At 37.4% G+C, this 17,096-nt stretch carries 15 protein-coding genes; 12 read left to right on the top strand and 3 right to left on the bottom strand.

Translation table 11 applies throughout. The annotated features are described in order from the left end of the window. The first annotated feature begins 170 nt into the window (after nucleotides 1-170). From AC0C45_RS28340 to AC0C45_RS28300, 9 genes are all read left to right on the top strand, one after another. A complete protein-coding gene (locus AC0C45_RS28340) occupies nucleotides 171-2,240 on the top strand; it encodes an LTA synthase family protein (protein WP_472929202.1) in 2,070 nt (689 codons plus the stop codon). A gap of 195 nt (nucleotides 2,241-2,435) precedes the next feature. After that, nucleotides 2,436-2,978: a helix-turn-helix domain-containing protein gene (locus AC0C45_RS28335; RefSeq protein ID WP_013054985.1), complete on the top strand. Its 543-nt coding sequence runs from the start codon at nucleotides 2,436-2,438 to the stop codon at nucleotides 2,976-2,978. A 20-nt stretch (nucleotides 2,979-2,998) separates the two neighbouring features. After that, entirely contained in the window at nucleotides 2,999-4,108 is a 1,110-nt protein-coding gene (locus AC0C45_RS28330; protein ID WP_216877132.1) for an ABC transporter ATP-binding protein, read from the top strand. After that, on the top strand, nucleotides 4,098-4,898 hold the full coding sequence (locus tag AC0C45_RS28325) for an ABC transporter permease (protein ID WP_016762745.1): 801 nt from the start codon (nucleotides 4,098-4,100) through the stop codon (nucleotides 4,896-4,898). Before AC0C45_RS28330 ends, AC0C45_RS28325 begins: the two co-directional genes overlap by 11 nt. A 1-nt stretch (nucleotide 4,899) precedes the next feature. Beyond that, the gene (locus AC0C45_RS28320; RefSeq protein ID WP_013054988.1) at nucleotides 4,900-5,706 is read left to right on the top strand and encodes an ABC transporter permease; all 807 of its coding nucleotides are present in this window, start codon (nucleotides 4,900-4,902) and stop codon (nucleotides 5,704-5,706) included. Further along, nucleotides 5,703-6,776, top strand: a complete 1,074-nt coding sequence (locus tag AC0C45_RS28315; protein ID WP_047932827.1) for an ABC transporter substrate-binding protein — start codon at nucleotides 5,703-5,705, stop codon at nucleotides 6,774-6,776. The genes AC0C45_RS28320 and AC0C45_RS28315 overlap by 4 nt, the downstream gene beginning before the upstream one ends. A gap of 218 nt (nucleotides 6,777-6,994) precedes the next feature. Beyond that, on the top strand, nucleotides 6,995-8,107 hold the full coding sequence (locus tag AC0C45_RS28310) for an acyltransferase (RefSeq protein ID WP_016762746.1): 1,113 nt from the start codon (nucleotides 6,995-6,997) through the stop codon (nucleotides 8,105-8,107). Nucleotides 8,108-8,252: 145 nt separating this feature from the next. Then, nucleotides 8,253-8,930 (top strand): response regulator transcription factor, encoded by a 678-nt coding sequence (locus tag AC0C45_RS28305; protein WP_034654870.1) that lies wholly within the window; start codon nucleotides 8,253-8,255, stop codon nucleotides 8,928-8,930. Then, nucleotides 8,923-10,158, top strand: a complete 1,236-nt coding sequence (locus AC0C45_RS28300) for a sensor histidine kinase (RefSeq protein WP_171777782.1) — start codon at nucleotides 8,923-8,925, stop codon at nucleotides 10,156-10,158. The genes AC0C45_RS28305 and AC0C45_RS28300 overlap by 8 nt, the downstream gene beginning before the upstream one ends. Nucleotides 10,159-10,174: 16 nt before the next feature. On the opposite strand, the gene AC0C45_RS28295 is transcribed toward AC0C45_RS28300, so the two are convergent. Genes AC0C45_RS28295 through AC0C45_RS28285 form a run of 3 tightly spaced genes read right to left on the bottom strand, consistent with a single transcriptional unit; the run spans nucleotide 10,175 to nucleotide 12,502 of the window. Further along, the gene (locus AC0C45_RS28295) at nucleotides 10,175-11,062 is read right to left on the bottom strand and encodes an RnfABCDGE type electron transport complex subunit D (protein ID WP_472929199.1); all 888 of its coding nucleotides are present in this window, start codon (nucleotides 11,060-11,062) and stop codon (nucleotides 10,175-10,177) included. Next, on the bottom strand, nucleotides 11,046-11,975 hold the full coding sequence (locus AC0C45_RS28290) for an FAD:protein FMN transferase (RefSeq protein WP_280168781.1): 930 nt from the start codon (nucleotides 11,973-11,975) through the stop codon (nucleotides 11,046-11,048). Before AC0C45_RS28290 ends, AC0C45_RS28295 begins: the two co-directional genes overlap by 17 nt. Nucleotides 11,976-11,989: 14 nt before the next feature. After that, nucleotides 11,990-12,502, bottom strand: coding sequence for an FMN-binding protein (locus AC0C45_RS28285; protein ID WP_472929198.1), 513 nt, complete (start codon nucleotides 12,500-12,502; stop codon nucleotides 11,990-11,992). A 293-nt stretch (nucleotides 12,503-12,795) separates the two neighbouring features. Between AC0C45_RS28285 and AC0C45_RS28280 the strand changes: the two genes are divergently transcribed. The 3 genes from AC0C45_RS28280 to cshA all read left to right on the top strand — a co-directional run bounded on the left by AC0C45_RS28280 (nucleotide 12,796) and on the right by cshA (nucleotide 17,065). Then, nucleotides 12,796-13,878: a D-alanine--D-alanine ligase gene (locus AC0C45_RS28280; protein ID WP_237893288.1), complete on the top strand. Its 1,083-nt coding sequence runs from the start codon at nucleotides 12,796-12,798 to the stop codon at nucleotides 13,876-13,878. 96 nt (nucleotides 13,879-13,974) lie between these two features. After that, the gene (locus AC0C45_RS28275) at nucleotides 13,975-15,357 is read left to right on the top strand and encodes a UDP-N-acetylmuramoyl-tripeptide--D-alanyl-D-alanine ligase (protein WP_016762752.1); all 1,383 of its coding nucleotides are present in this window, start codon (nucleotides 13,975-13,977) and stop codon (nucleotides 15,355-15,357) included. 196 nt (nucleotides 15,358-15,553) lie between these two features. After that, the gene (gene cshA, locus AC0C45_RS28270) at nucleotides 15,554-17,065 is read left to right on the top strand and encodes a degradosome RNA helicase CshA (RefSeq protein ID WP_016762753.1); all 1,512 of its coding nucleotides are present in this window, start codon (nucleotides 15,554-15,556) and stop codon (nucleotides 17,063-17,065) included. Nucleotides 17,066-17,096: the final 31 nt, after the last annotated feature.

Genomic DNA, 17,096 nt, shown 5'->3' with positions numbered 1-17,096 from the left:
CGGCTAAGAGGCCCGTCTTTTCATAAGAAAAGCGGGCTTTTTTTGTGTGGAATTTCTCGGGAAATGTTAGTGGTATGATTATGGGAAAATTAGGCGTGAAAGCGAGAGAGATAGGAATGTTAAAATCATATTAAAAGTGTTAAGATATTGTAAATAGGAGGCTTAAGGTTATGTTTAAACATTTGTATCGTTCTTTGCCAATGCTGGCAGCGTATGGTCTGCTTAGCGTTTTTTTATACAGTGTTGTTATGTTTAATGTATCAAATGACACAAAAATATTGTTTGACTGGGCCCAAATCCATACAGCTGGGTTCGTAGTATTAATAGGGGGATGCTCATTTATCTTATGGGCGCTCACTTTCTATTTGCTACTTCAATTTAATCAGATAGAGAGAATACAAGGTTCGCAGTGGTATGCCATTTTTACGGCAATTGTGTTTTCAATTGCCGTAGCAGCCGTTTCTTCTATGGTTTTTGTTATCTATCATATTAATATACATAATCCAGGCAAAACAATAGAGTGGATGCAAGTATATCCCGAACGCTATCTTTTTACGGTATTTTTACTTTCGCTGTTAACACTAGCGATCATTATGCTAGTAGGGGAAGCTTATTTAGGAGCTGGAATTACCTTTGTTCTGTATTTTATTTTAGCTCTTGTAAACTATTATAAAAAAATCTTTCGAAATGAACCGTTGTTCCCGAACGATTTTATTCAGGCCGGTCAGTTAAAAGAAGTTATTCCAATGATTAAAGATTCGATTTCAATTCCCATTGTAATAGGAGTTATTGGATCTATTGTCGTACTGATCGCTCTTTGGTTTTTCTTGCCGAAAATTAAAATTCGATGGTTTCTTCGAATTATTATGATTCTGCCGCTCATCTTTTTAATGAAATCATTTTTATTCTTTGAACACTCGTTTGCTCAAAAATATTATGATCAATATGCTGCGCTGATGCCGTGGAATCAGCAAAATAATTATTACTATAATGGACCTGTTATTGGCATGATTTCAAATATTAAAACAGATGTACTCCAAGAGCCAGATGACTACTCAGAAGAAGCTATGGCAAAAGTAGCAAAGCGCATTCAGTCAAAGGAAGAGAATACACAAGAAAGCAAGGCTGAAGTCAAACCAAACGTCGTGTTTGTGATGAACGAAACGTTTTGGGATCCAACAAAGCTTAACGTGACATTCTCTGAAGATCCAATGAAAAATACAAGAGAACTTCAAAAGAAATATCCTTCCGGGTGGTCTTTAAGTCCTTCATTTGGCGGAGAGACAGCTAATGTGGAGTTTGAAGCGCTGACGAGCTACTCTTTGTCTTTCTTTAACCCTGGAGGCCTTCCTTATCAGCATGTATTGAGTAAAAAAGAATATCCATCTTTTGTCTCTTATTTAGAAAAACAAGGCTATGCTACAACAGCCATGCATCCAAACAGCGGTATGCTTTATATGAGGCAAAATGTGTACCCAAATTTGGGATTTGATCAAGTGAAGTTTATTGATCAAATGAAGCATACGCAAAAAGATAACAAAGAATTCGTTTCCGATGAAGCGGTAGTTAATGAAGTGCTCGATACGCTTCGTCAGTCGAAAAAGCCTGCATTTGTGCATGCTGTAACGATTGCAAATCATCTTCCTTATTCAGCGGATAAGTATAATGGTCAGGAAACCATTAAAGTAACCGGTAAAGGGTTATCACCGGAAATGCAAAAGGAAATTGAAATTTATGCTGAAGGAATTAAACGTTCAGATGCTGCTTTAAAACGATTGAACGATGAAATTCAAAAGCTGGACGAGCCGACCATTGTAGTATTTTGGGGAGATCATTTGCCAGCACTTGGACAAAACCTTCAAGCTTACAAAGAAACGGGTTTTGGAAACGAGAAAACGCAGCAAACATCTCAAAAATTTTATGAGACACCGCTCTTATTTTTATCTAATTACGATACGAAAATAGATAAAAATCTCGGTACGATGAGTCCTATTTATATTGCTCCGACGCTTGCTCAATCTCTTGGTTACAAAAGTAATCTGTTCTACGATCAGTTGAATCAAATGAAAACAGAAGTGCCGGCTTTTCGTTCAAATATGTATATAGATTCAAAAGGAAAGCTAGTGAATGATCCGGCAGCGCTATCTAAAAAAGCTGCAAAAGACCTTCAAGATTACCATGAAGTTGAGTTTGATACATTATCGGGGAAACAGTACGAAACGCATAAGTTGTATAAATAAAAATAAAAACTCCTTTTAAATAAAAGGAGTTTTTATTTTTTAAGTGTTTAAGGTTGTACTAAAAAATAATTCATGTATAATATTTTAAGGTTAAAAGTAAACTTTAAGTTAAGTAAAACAAAACTTGAGTTTGAAACAGCATGAACAATCATTCATGCTGTTTGCTAATTTTAAATACAGTTGAGGATCGAGAGTATGGAAATAGGAAAGAAAATTAAAAATTTACGATTAAAAAAAGGTTTAACACAAGAAGAGCTAGGAGAACGTACTGATTTAAGCAAAGGCTATATTTCGCAGCTAGAGCGCGATTTAAGTTCGCCGTCTTTAGAAACATTTTTTAGTATTTTGGAAGTGCTAGGATGCGAACCGAAAGAATTCTTTGAAATTGATACGCATGTTCAAAAAGTTGTATACAGAGAAGAAGACTACACGAGTTATTGCGAAGATGAAAAAGGTTACCATATTCAGTGGCTTGTGCATGAGTCAAATGAAAAAGAAATGGAGCCAATTCGTCTTATTCTTCATGAAAAAGGTGCATTTAAGAGATTTGAGCCTTCTCTTTCAGAAACGTTTGGCTATATTTTGCGCGGGTGTGTGAAGGTGAAGCTTGGAGGCAGAATATATGAAGCCAAACAAGGAGAAACCATTTATTTTCAAGCTTCTGAAGAACATCAGATTTTAAATGCTCATGACGGAATAACAGAGTTAATTATTGTGGCGACAGAGTCTTATTTATAGAACAAAAGAGGTGAAGTGAAATGACATCTACGAATACAATTATTCAATTTGAAAATGTGACCAAGCAATATGATAATGATTCAGTCGTATTGGATCATGTAAGCTTTGAAATTGAAAAAGGGAAGTTTTATACCCTCTTAGGTCCATCGGGATGTGGAAAGACAACGATTTTACGATTAATTGCAGGCTTTACGGAAGCCTCAAGCGGAACGATTTATTTTAATGGGAAAAGAATTAATGATGTCCCGGCTAACAAACGTCAGGTTAATACGGTTTTTCAAGACTACGCGCTTTTCCCCCATTTGAATGTGTTTGAAAATGTAGCATTTGGTCTTCGAATCAAGAAGATGAAAAATGCTGATATTACAATAAAAGTTAAAGAAGCCCTTCGTTTTGTTAACTTAGAAGGATATGAAAACAGAGAAATGAAGGAAATGTCGGGCGGCCAAAGACAGCGCGTAGCCATTGCACGAGCAATTGTAAATCAGCCTGAAGTTATTTTGCTGGACGAGCCGCTTTCAGCTCTTGATCTAAAATTGCGTACGGAAATGCAATACGAGTTAAGAGAATTACAGCGCCGTCTAGGTATTACGTTCATTTTTGTTACGCACGATCAAGAAGAAGCGCTTGCGATGTCCGATGAAATCTTTGTTTTAAATAAAGGAAGAATTCAGCAGAGCGGGGAACCTACAGATATTTATGATGAGCCAATCAATCGTTTTGTTGCTGATTTTATTGGTGAATCAAATATTGTGCCAGGTAAAATGATTGCTGACTTCTTAGTGGAGTTTGGCGGCCAGCAATTTGAATGTGTCGATCAAGGGTTAAACCAAAATGAGCAGGTTGAAATTGTGATTCGACCTGAAGATTTAGCCATTACAAGCTCCGATCAAGGAAAGCTGCAGGTTCGTGTAGATTCACAGCTGTTCAGAGGAGTCCATTATGAAATTTTAGGCTATGACCATGCAGGGAATGAGTGGCTCGTTCACTCTACGAAAAAGGCAACGGTTGGCGAAGAAATTGGTTTATATTTCGAACCTGAAGCTATTCATGTTATGCGATTTAATGAAACGGAAGAAGAATTCGATAAGCGACTCGAAGGTTATGAAGAGGATTACGATGCAAACTAAATCAAGAAATATTTACTTAGTCCCGTACGTGTTATGGATTTTGCTTTTTGTAGTTGCTCCCATTGTATTAGTTGTCTATTATTCTTTTTTCAACATCGATAATGAGCTGACGCTTGAAAACTATAAGAAATTTTTTACCCCAGTTTATTTACAGATGACGCTGAGTTCATTTTGGTATGCTTTTTTAATTACGTTATTTTCATTGGTTTTTTCTTATCCTACAGCTTATTTACTAACGAAGCTTAAGCACAAGCAGCTGTGGCTTCTACTGATTATTTTACCGACGTGGATTAACCTATTATTAAAAGCTTATGCTTTTTTAGGTATATTTGGCACGTATGGTACGGTTAATAAGTTTACTGAATTTCTGGGACTTGGTACTCATCAAATTTTATTTACTGACTTTAGTTTTGTGTTTGTATCGGTGTATATTTTTATCCCCTTTATGATTTTACCGATCTTTAACTCTTTAGAAGAACTTAATCCCTCGCTTATCTACGCTTCGCGAGACTTGGGGGCATCTTCATGGGTGACATTTAAGCGCGTGGTATTTCCGCTAACGCTAGAAGGGGTTAAATCAGGTTGTCAGGCTGTTTTTATTCCAGCACTATCACTCTTTATGATTACGCGTTTAATTGCTGGAAACCGCGTCATTACACTGGGAACAGCGATTGAACAACATTTTTTAGTGACGCAGGATTGGGGCATGGGCGCCACAATAGCCGTCTTTTTAATAATTGCGATGGCCGTTATGATGCTCATAACAGGCACTGGAAAGAGAGGGGTGTAAAATGAAGAGAAAGTGGAAGTTCAGCCACCTTTATTTATTTTTTGTCTTTTTCATTTTATACGCGCCCATTTTTTATTTAATGTATTACTCTTTTAACAGCGGAGGAAACATGCGTGAATTTGAAGGGTTTACGTTAGATTGGTACAAAGAAGTGTTTCAGGATACACGTTTGCTTATTATTGTCTTGAATACCCTTATTATTGCTCTATTGTCTTCGGTTATTTCAACTATTATTGGCGTGATAGGGGCACTTGCTATCGTATACGTGAAGCGCAGACGTGTTCAAAATACGCTGTTAACATTTAATAATGTGTTAATTGTGAGTCCAGATGTTATTATTGGCGCATCTTTTTTAATTCTATTTACCATTATCGGTGTAAAGCTCGGATTTATATCGGTATTATTAGCACATATTGCATTCAGTGTACCGATTGTGGTCATCATGGTTCTGCCTAAGCTGCAGGAAATGAGTCCGACACTGCTCGATGCAGCCCGTGATTTGGGAGCAAGCCGCTTTGAAGTACTTTCGAAAGTGGTATTGCCATTTATTCGTCCTGGTATCTTTGCAGGCTTTTTTATGGCTTTAACTTACTCTTTGGATGACTTTGCCGTTACTTTCTTTGTGACCGGGAACGGTTTTTCTACGCTTTCAGTAGAAATTTACTCGTTAGCAAGAAGAGGGGTCTCGCTGAAAATCAATGCTCTTTCTACTCTTATTTTCATGTTTACCGTGCTGATTGTGATTGGTTATTACTTTATCAGTCAGCGATATAGCAATAAAGTGAAAGGGGTGGCGACTGGAAAATGAAGCAATTAGCAAAGCCGTTTATCTTCATCGTCATCCTTTCTTTCGTTCTTATGTATGTGGTTCATCATTTGAACAATGCCGAAGGATACTCTGGAGGAGATACGCTGACTGTCTATAATTGGGGAGATTATATTGATCCTGATTTAGTGAATCAGTTTGAAAAAGAAACCGGAATTAAAGTCATTTATCAGACCTTTGATTCGAATGAAGCAATGATGACCAAAATTGAACAAGGCGGTACAACATTTGATATTGCTGTGCCTTCTGAGTACGCGATTAGCAAGATGCGTGAAGAAAATTTACTATTGCCAATTGATCATTCGAAGCTGCCTAATTTAAAATACATTAATCCGCGTTTTTTAGACTTATCCTTTGATCCTGGCAATAAGTACTCTATTCCTTATTTTTGGGGAACTGTGGGTATTGTGTATAACTCTAATATGATTCATGGCAAGAAGATAAAAAGTTGGAATGATTTATGGGATCCTAAGCTGAAAAATCAAATTTTACTTGCAGATGGCGCTAGAGAAGTGATGGGAATGGGGCTAAACAGCTTAAATTATTCATTAAATGATACGAATAAAGCTCATCTTCAAGAAGCAAAAAGAAAGCTTGATACATTAACACCAAATGTCAAAGCCATTGTAGGAGACGAGATTAAGATGCTCCTAGCAAATGAAGAAGCGGCAGTTGGCGTTGTTTGGTCAGGTGATGCTTCTGAAATTATGAGTGAAAACGATAAGCTGAATTACGTTGTTCCAGAAGAAGGTTCGAATTTATGGTTCGATAACATGGTTATTCCAAAAACGGCTAAAAACGTAGAAGGTGCACATAAATTCATGAATTTTATGCTAGATCCTAAACACGCTGCTCAAAATGCAGAATATGTAGGGTATTCTACACCTAATAAAAAAGCGCTAGATTATTTGCCGAAAGAAGTAGCGGAAGATGAACGTTTTTATCCGGATGAAGAACTAACCAATAAGCTTGAAGTATATAATAACTTAGGCAAACGAATGCTTGCTTATTATAATGAGTTATTTTTAGAATTTAAAATGCACCGTAAATAAAAGGCACTTAATTAGGCCTTTATACTCAAGTTCTTTATTGTTTTTGTAAATTCAGTTGCGTGATAGCAAGAGGAAAGATAAAATACAAACGAGTAAAGCTAATAACATTTATTTTATGTTATTAGCTTTTTTATTTGTAAAACGGGAAAGATAAGAAAAAATTGAATGTTCTATTATTCATCTAGAATTTATATTTCACATTATATAGGAGAGAAAAAGTGAAGCAAAAACAAAAGCAGCATATTCAATCCATTTATTTTTTACGATTATTCGCTATGATGATGGTTGTGCTCGTACATGTAACAGCAGCTTATGCAACGGTACTGCCATTTGCAAGCGAAGCTTATCAGAAATATCATTTCCTTAACCGAATTGTTCGAATTGAAGCAGGGATCTTCATTGTGATCACAGGTTTAGTTTTCTTTTATAGTTATATTAACAAGCCGTTAACAAAGACTTTATGGAAAACGTATTATGCTCGAAGAGTGACATATATTTTAGTTCCCTATGTTATTTGGGCACTTATTTATGAATTTTATTCGTACTATGTGGGAGCAACAGAATTAAATGCAGCTGATATTGTGAAACGTATTTTACGCGGAGAGTCTTACTATCAGCTTCATTTTATCTTTTTAATTGTACAAGTGTATCTCGTGCTGCCGATTTTTGTATGGCTAGCACAAAAAGTAACCATTTTTAAAAAATACATGTGGCTGTTTGGTATTATCATTCAGCTTGGTTATTTAATGCTTAACAATAAGTATCATATCACTTCATTTAATTTATTTTTAAATACGATGGCTACGTTTTTACTCGGCGGTTGGATTGGTGTTTATTATCGCGAACAAGTGGATAAAAAGTATAGTCGTTCAAATATTGTATTATTTCTGGTGACGCTCGGATCGGGAATAGCTATTTCACTGTTAAATTATCACTTATACACAATGAAGACAATTCAAATTTCAGGCTTTACGTATGAGGCTGTTAATACAATTTATTTGGTGGTGGGAAGTTATTTCTTCTTCCGAATTGCAGAGATATTAGCTGAAAAGCTTTCTGTGAAGTCCGTGACGGTTGTTAAAAATATTGCCATGTACTCGTTTGGATTTTACTTGATTCATCCAATGGTTTTAAACTTTGTGGCAAAAGCAGTACCAATACAAGGAAACTACATGTTTCACTTTGAAATCTTGGCACGCTATATTCTAACATTAGCGGGCTGTTACCTCATCATTTGGGGATGTCATCGTCTTTTACCGTTTGCTAGCTTTTTGTTTGGTAAACTGCCAAAAGAAGCGGTGTTCATTTACCGACGTCCTGATCATAAATAGCGTTTAGTTAAAAGTTATGCCTGCTTGCAGGCATAACTTTTTTTATAAAGTATAAGAGATGATAACACGCTAGTTTTAAAATATTTTTAAAAGTGACATGCTAAGATAATGCTTACTTAGGTACTCACAAAAGGGGGAATTTGATATGCGTGTACTTGTGGTAGAAGATGATGCTTCATTATTACACGGTATCGTAGAAGGCTTAAAAGAAGAAGGATATGAAGTGGATTGTGCGTCTGAAGGAGATGAAGGTTTGTTTTTAGCAGAGCAGAATATTTATGATGCCTTGATTTTAGATATTATGCTGCCGGGTATGACAGGGCTTGACATACTAAAAAAGCTAAGAAAACAAAAGGTGCTGACGAAAGTTATTTTTCTTACTGCAAAAGATAGTGTAGAAGATCGAGTGAAAGGACTTGATTATGGAGCTGATGATTATTTGGTTAAGCCTTTTGCCATGGCTGAACTTTTTGCAAGGTTAAGAGTGATGCTCAGAGACTTGCAGGCAGAAGAAGGCATGATTTCATATGGTCCCATTTCTATACGAGAAGCCAATCATGAAGTTATAATAAATGGGAGTGCCCTAACGTTAACGATTAAAGAATTTCAGCTTTTGGAATACTTTATTCGAAATAAAGAACAAATCCTTATTCGAGATCAAATTTTTAATCGGGTATGGGGGTTTACATCTGACGTAGGAGTGGGTGTAGTAGATGTCTATGTTCACCATTTAAGAAAGAAGCTTCAGCCTTTTAATTGTGACGGTTATGTACGTACAGTGAGAGGCGTAGGCTTTATGTTAAAAGGGGAAGAGCATGTTTAAAAAGACGAGAATCAGGCTTGTGTTATTTAACACAATGGTGCTGATGGTTATTTTGAGCATTTTTAGTGTAGTTTTGTATTTTTACATGCAGCATCTTATTTTTTTAAACCCGGACAATCGGCTAAGTGAGATGAGCGAGCAGGTTAAAAAAAGAAACTTACATGAGATCCAAGAAAACAATGAGAGAGAAACAGAACGGCGCGTTGCGTTTTTACTTTGGAGCAGTGATAAAAAACTAATCAAAATTACACCTAAAAAAGGGTTATATACAAACGATATTGACGACTTTAAGCCTGCACTCTCAGAAGGAAAAATCCAAACGTCGCAAGAAGTAAACGGTCATGCTTATCGAGTGATGAATGTGAAAAACGAAGGATATATAAAAGATCAAGACGTTTCAACAATTCAACTTGTCTTAAACGTAGATCCAGAAACTCAAACCTTAGAGCATCTTGCTTTTCTTCTTATCATTTCAGCTTTTATTGGACTGCTTCTTTCGCTTGTAGCTGGCTTGTTTTTAGCCAATCGAGCGCTTGTGCCTATCCAAAAGTCTTGGAACAAACAGGTCGAATTTATTGCAGATGCTTCCCATGAGTTAAGGACGCCTCTTTCCGTGATGCAAACGCATCTCGAGCTATTGTTTAGACGACCAAATCATACGATTGAGCAAGAAAGCGAAAATATTTATCAAAGCTTAAACGAAGTGAAACGGATGACGAAGCTGGTTGGCAACTTACTAACACTGGCTAGATCTGATTCAAGTGCACAGCTGCTAAACAAAACGGTCTTTAATATGGGTGAGCTCGTTGATAAAGTAGCTAATCAGTTTGAGCCTATATTTGAACTAAAAGAGCTGCACTTCACAAGGGAAATTGAATCGTTAATGTGCGGAGGAGATCAAGAACGACTTCATCAGCTATGTATGATTTTATTAGACAACGCTTTTAAGTACACCCCACCTGGAGAAAGTATTCATATTAGTCTAAAGAAACATCACCACTCTATGACGCTAATTGTCAAAGACACAGGCATTGGAATTGAAGCGAAAGATCTTCCGTATGTGTTTGATCGTTTTTATCGAAGTGATAAGAACCGAGCCCGTGCCGAAGGAGGGTCAGGATTAGGTCTGGCGATTGCCAAATGGATTGTACAAGCCCATAACGGAGAAATTAAGGTTTTTAGTCAAAAAAACGTGGGTACGGAATTTCATGTGAAAATTCCGCTATGAAAAAAGCTGCCTGTCATTAGGCAGCTTTTTTCATCACTTTTTTGTTTGCAGCCTTCCATGCTTTCCATGCATTAGCAAGTAACAGGCCAATTAATAAATAGGCGAGGCCGCCAAAAACTAAGTAATCTACGGCGCTAATTGCCCCCGCAAGTAGCCCAAATTTAATTTGGTCTTTATACTTCGCAGGAGAAGTTGGCGGATCCGTCACCATAAAGAAGGCTAAAAATAAAGTAGAATTGACAAAAGGAGCTCTTAAAGCATCCGCTACATCACCTACTCCTATTAATGACATAATCGCAAAAATAGCAAAATACACGCCTAAAAACGCAAATATTTGAGGGAATTTATTTACTTTGCTTGTCACAAGGTACCCTGTCACAAACACGAATACAATGAGCCAGACGGGTAGTAAAGATAAGCTTCCCCACCAGCTTTGGCCGCTTGAAAAGACAATAAGCGAAAAGAGAAGACCAAAAGCGGCAGGGTTAAAAATAGGCTTCTTTTTTACTTTTACTAAGTGCTTGGATAAAATCGCTACAGCTACGGTGCAAAATGTGACCGAAGGCGGTGTAGATGTGCTAAGCACTAAGGCAATAATTAATCCAGTAATGATCCCGCCGTCAGGGAGCTGAATTTTCTTTTTATAAGCAAAAGAAAATCCTAAATCTAAGGCGGCCGCCGAGCATATGGCAAGCAGTAGGTGTCCTAATCCTTGAAAGGCAGAAGAGTTGAATTCACCTAATAAGGTTAAAAGCAGCAGCATAGCCATCACGTATCTTTTAGGTGTTTTAACTAGCTGCGCCCACCGACTTATTTCTTTTGGTTTGTTTTCATCTACAATAATATAACCTTTTGGTATACTAATATATTTAACACCGCTTCTTCGTTCAGAACGTGTGGTCATAATTTATTAATTCCTCCATATCTGATGTGAAAAAAGGAGTGAAACTAGAGTCGAAGAGTACGCCGCGTATGTCGGCATCATTCAATAAATTTACTCCTTTTTCCGCTCCTAAAATAAAAGCTGATGTAGATAATGCATCGGCCATCATGGCAGAAGGAGCAATCGCTGTACAACTCATTAGACTGCTTCGAGTGGATGGAGATAAGGGATTAACCAAATGATGCATGGATGGTTGCGTCTTATTTTTTCTAGCATAATTTCCTGATGTGCAGACAGCCGTATCTGTTACACGTAAAGTCAGTAATGACTGCGTTTGAATCCGAGGGTGCTGAATCCCGACTTTCCATAACTCTCCGTGTTGATTGAGTCCTTTAACTAGAATGTCTCCTCCGGCATTAATCATAAAATGCTGATAAGGAAGGGAGCGGGCAGCCAGATCAATAGCTAATCCTTTGGCAACCGCTCCAAGATCTATAATCATCGGTTTTTGTAAGAGAACCGTTTTTTTATGTGTATCCAATACGATATCTTTATAACTTCCAGAATCGACTGCTTCGTCCGTTTGTATGGAATTTCCATATAAGTAATGTTCGTTAAAACCTCGGTTTTCTAATTGTTTTCCTACCGTTGGGTCAAAGATTCCATACGTTTCATTTGCTACTAAGACAGCGAAATAAAGGGCTTCAAATAATAGAGGACTAACAGAAACGGGTTCTTTGACATGTCTAATTAGTTTCATCACTTCGCTTTTCGCATCAAATCGACTGCACGTCGTTTCAACGGCTTTAAAAATAGTAAATGCCTTTGAAATATGGTGAAGGACATTTGCTTCCTCTGATTGCGGAGCAATTACTTGAAGTGAGACGGTTGTTCCCATACATAATACAGAGCGGCTATACGTTTTTATGGACATCGTTCGTTTCTCCTTTATGCATTCATTGCTTGCTGAAGTGCGTCATCCACGGCATTTTGAAAATCTTCTGTACTAAGTGTTGCTCCGCTCACGACGTCGACGTCTGAGCTTTGTCTTTGTACGACTTGAGACGGAAGGTCCTCAATGTAACTTTGAGAATAGTGAGTATCTGCTTCTGTAATTTCAACTGTATCAATTCGGTCGTTTTTAATGGTCACGGATACGTAGACGGTTCCGATACGGTTGCTTCCTTGGCCAGAATACGTACCATCTTTGTATTTTGTTTTAGGAGCAGAACTTTCGATACTTGCTGGTGACTGGTTTTTATTAGACGAAGCTATATCTTCTCCCCAGCTGTCATTGACAATCGTTTGATTGTCTGTCTGATCTGTCGTTTTTTTCTGATGATGAGCCGGTGTGACTTGAACAGCTTGTGCATCAGATAGAGTGTTTATATAGCCCGTTGCATAAATACTTCCAATGGCTACACTGCATGCAGCAATCATCTTCTTGCCCATTTTACTCATGTTTGTTGAACCTCCTGATTTGTACCAGAACTATAGTTTCGATTGTTGATGATTATCTTTAGCATAAATAAACTTTACAAATAAACTTTTAAAAAAGATTTAAAATCAAGAAAGTTTTTTCAAGAATAAATGAGCCATTGGGAAAGATGATTCTAAATAATAAAGGTAGGCGATGGAATTTCTTTCACAAGCCTAGCTATTTTGACATACGTAATAATAGTTAATATTTCTGTTTACTATCTAAACGTGCATGATAAAATAGAAAAGATGAATATGTGTTAGGAGGAACATCAGTGAAAATTAAGCTTGGCCTTTTATACGGAGGAAAATCCGCTGAACATAAAGTATCTTTACAAACAGCTCTAGCAGTTTCAAAAGCAATTAATCACGATAAATATGAAGTGCATCCAATTTACATTACAGAAACAGGAAAGTGGATTCGCGGCACACAGCTGACTGGTCCGCTTGAAACGGTTGCTCAATTAGAAATTCAAGATAATGGAACTGCTATTTCACCAGTTTCATTGAATACGGAAATGTTTGCATTAACAGATTCAAAAACAGATGATCAGCTAGATGTTATTTTCCCACTTCTTCATGGTCCAAATGGAGAAGATGGTACGGTACAAGGATTATTAGAATTATTGAATATTCCTTATGTTGGAAACAGCGTATTAGCTTCAGCAGCTGGTATGGATAAAGTTGTAATGAAGCAGCTGTTTGCACAGGCAGGTCTCCCTCAAGTAGAGTACGTATCATTTATCCGCCGCGAGTGGGAAGCAGATCGAACAGCTGCTTATGAAAAAGTAGAAACACTTGGATACCCTTGCTTTGTTAAACCAGCAAATTTAGGTTCAAGCGTTGGGATTAGCAAATGTGATAACCGCGACGAGTTAGAAGCAGCATTTGTTGAAGCTTTCTTATTCGATCGGAAAATCATTGTAGAAGCAGCAGCAATTGGTCGTGAAGTTGAAATTGGTGTGTTAGGTAATGATGATGCAGCTTGTTCAGTAGTTGGAGAAATCTTACCTAAAAAAGCGTTTTACGATTACAAAGCCAAATATGAAGACGGCGATACAGGCCTTATTATTCCAGCTGAAATTACAGAAGAACAGCATCAAGAAATGTCAGCACTAGCAATCAAAGCATTTAAAGCAATTGATGGATCTGGTCTTGTACGTGCAGATTTCTTCTTAACATCAGAAGGTAAATTCATTATTAATGAAGTGAATACAATGCCTGGTTTTACACCTTTCAGTATGTTCCCGTTATTGTGGAAACACGCAGGTGTTGAATATCCAGATTTAATCGAAAAACTTGTATCACTAGCAATTGAACGTCATACCGAAAAGCAGCAAATTAAACACACAATGTAACTCACACAACACTATTCATCATGAATAGTGTTTCTGTGTTTAGTTTCAATTAATGTTATCCATAGTTAACTTTATATCGAGAGGAGCAAACCAAAAATGATTAAACGTACGCTTACACAGCTAGCTACAATGATTCCAGGAAGTGTATTTCATAGTGGAAACGAAGCAGCTGTAATTGAGGGAGTCTCAATTGATACGAGAACCATTCAGCAAGGTAATTTATATATCCCAATTAAAGGGGAACGTTTTAACGGGCATGCATTTGTTCATAAAGCAATTGAAAACGGAGCGCTCGCTACACTGTGGAACAAAGATGAAGAAAATCCACCGACAGACATTAGTGTTATTTTAGTCGATGATACGCTAGAAGCTCTTCAGCAATTAGCGAAATCCTATCGTCACGAGTTAGATATTAAAGTAGTGGGCATTACAGGAAGTAACGGAAAAACAACAGCAAAAGACATGGTGAAAGCTGTGCTCGATACAACTTACCGCGTTCTGAAAACAGATGGAAACTTTAATAATCATATTGGTATGCCGCTTACTATTTTGCGTTTAGATGAAACTCATGATATTGCAGTTTTAGAAATGGGCATGAGCAGCCGAGGGGAAATTGAGTTTCTTTCTAATTTAGCGGAGCCTGATGTGGCCATTATTACAAATATCGGAGAATCGCACCTTCAAGACTTAGGAAGCCGTGATGGAATTGCGGAGGCAAAATTAGAAATTACAAGCGGCTTAGCGCCAACAGGTCAGCTTGTCTATAATGGTGATGAGCCACTTTTAACGTCGCGCGTTGTTAATCCAGTATTTGAAACGGTGACATTTGGCAGCTCAGAACAAAACGATTTGTATCCAAGTGCTATTTCAGCTGAAGAGTTAGGCACAACATTCACTGTTTCACGTGAAACAACATATCCATTCTTTATCCCGGTATTAGGTAAACATAATGTTCACAATGCGCTTTCTGCTATTGCGGTAGGTCATTATTTTGGACTAGACAATGAAACAATCGCTAAGGGATTAAAAGAATTAAAACTAACCAATATGCGTATGGAGCTCGTGAAACGAACAGATGGCCTGACCTTCATTAATGACGCATATAACGCAAGCCCAACGTCCGTTAAAGCTGCTATCACGTTGATGCATGATTTAGAAGGCTATAAGCAAAAAATTCTTGTTCTCGGGGATATGCTTGAATTAGGCGATCAGGAAAAAGAGTTCCACAAAGAAGTGGGAGAGTTTATTCAAGCAGAAAAAATTGATTATGTTCTAACATACGGCCCCTTATCTGTTGAAATTGAGCAAGGAGCAAAAAATAATTTTGCAGAAGATAAGGTAATGCACTTTGAGGAGAAAGATGAGCTTGTTAAAAAATTAACAGCGATTACAACAAGAGAAGATGTGGTTTTAGTGAAAGCATCTCGAGGGATGAAGCTTGAGGAAGTTATCTCAAAAATGATGCATAAATTACCGTGATATTAAAAAGAGTATAAGTAAGCTCTATTGCAAACGGAAAGCCATAGTGTTATGATGTAGTCTGAGTGTCTTGAGGCGCTTATACTCTAAACGTTGAATTTATTGAAGTAGTCGTTTAGAGCATTTTCCGTTTCCTCGGAGAATGCTTTTTTTTGTAAAATATAGATAGTCTAAATATAAAAGGAGTTTGAAAAACTTGGCATTATTTCAAGATTTAGGATTAAGTCAACAGCTTAATAAAGCTGTGAGTAAAATGGGTTTTGAAGAAGCAACACCAATTCAATCAGAAACTATCCCATTAGCACTAGAAGGTCACGATTTGATCGGACAAGCACAAACAGGAACAGGGAAAACAGCGGCATTTGGTATTCCTCTTATTGAAAAAGTTGATGTAAACGTAGATGCAATTCAAGGGTTAATTATTGCTCCTACTCGTGAACTTGCTGTACAGGTATCTGAAGAACTTTACAAAATTGGTCAAACAAAGCGCGTACGCGTGCTATCAATTTACGGTGGTCAAGATATCAGTCGTCAAATTCGTGCATTGAAAAAGCACCCTCATATCATCGTAGGGACACCAGGGCGTATGCTAGATCATATTAATCGTCGTACACTTCGTCTACAAGATGTTCATACAGTTATTTTAGATGAAGCAGATGAAATGTTAAACATGGGATTCATCGAAGACATTGAAAAAATCTTATCAAACGTACCTGAGAACCACCAAACACTTTTATTCTCAGCAACAATGCCTACTCCAATCCGTCGCATTGCTGAAAAATTCATGAACGAACCAAAAGTGGTAAAAGTACAAGCAAAAGAAGTAACGATGCCAAACATTACGCAGTATTATTTAGAAGTACAAGAAAAGCGTAAATTTGATATCCTTACTCGTCTTTTAGATATGCAATCACCTGAATTAGCTATCATCTTTGGTCGTACAAAGCGCCGTGTTGATGAGTTATCAGAAGCATTAAATATGCGTGGTTATTCTGCACAAGGTATCCATGGTGACTTGACGCAATCGAAACGTCTATCTGTACTACGTCAATTTAAAGAAGGTTCTATTGATGTATTAGTTGCAACGGACGTAGCTGCACGCGGACTTGATATTTCTGGTGTTACTCATGTATACAACTTTGATATCCCTCAAGATCCAGAGAGCTATGTACACCGTATCGGACGTACAGGACGTGCTGGTAAAATGGGTGCTGCTATGACATTTGTAACGCCAAGAGAAACTGGACAGTTACACAATATTGAGCGTACAACAAAACGTAAAATGGAGCGTCTTACTCCTCCAACGCTTGATGAAGCAATGGAAGGTCAACAGCGTATTGCAGCTGACAAATTAACAGAATCTGTGACACAAGGCAACTTATCTTACTACAAACAGTTGGCAGAAGAGTTACTTGAAGAGCACGATTCAGTTTCATTAGTGGCAGCAGCGATCAAATTATTTACAAAAGAACCAAACGAATCACCAATTCAATTAACTGCTGAACCACCAGTAATTGCAAAAGGTGATAAAAACAAACGTGGAAATGGCGGAGGTCGTTCACGTTCTAACTCTAAAAACTACTCACAGCAAAATCGTCGTGGAAACTCAAAGCGTTTTGGTGACAAGCGTCGCGGTGGAAGCAACGGCAGTGATAATAGAAATCGTAATAGCAGCAGTAATCGTAAAGATTCTCGCAGCAAAGCGTAAAATAAAAACGAGCCTTAACAGGCTCGTTTTT

The sequence above is a fragment of the Priestia sp. VA7 genome, assembly GCF_055710015.1.
Note: the sequence above shows the minus strand (reverse complement) of the source record. Positions and strands in the feature narration are given on the sequence as shown.